Origin of the sequence: Cohnella sp. GbtcB17 (assembly GCF_019091135.1) — a bacterium.
GTDB lineage: Bacteria > Bacillota > Bacilli > Paenibacillales > Paenibacillaceae > Cohnella.
On sequence record NZ_JAGXJW010000451.1, the window covers coordinates 1 to 238 of the forward strand.

The window sequence follows — 238 nt, forward strand, 5'->3', positions numbered from 1 at the left end:
TTGTCGCCGAGAACGGCGACAAGATCGGCGTGGCGGAAGTGGACGCAGACGGCAAAGTTGTGCACTTCGGCCAGACGACGGCGAATGTGACGGCCGAGCCAACGCCGACGCAGGCGACGGGCCTTACGGTAACGTCGACGGACCCGAGCGGCACGAGCAATGACGGCAAGACGAAGATTGATGCAACGCCGACACCTGCAACGGGCCACAAGCTGGTGTATTACAACTTCGGCGCAGG

General features: G+C 62.6%; 1 protein-coding gene. It reads left to right on the plus strand.

Annotated elements, in window-relative coordinates:
* The coding region (locus tag KVT38_RS34150) for a hypothetical protein (RefSeq protein ID WP_217598135.1) at positions 1 to 238 on the plus strand (238 nt) is incomplete at both ends.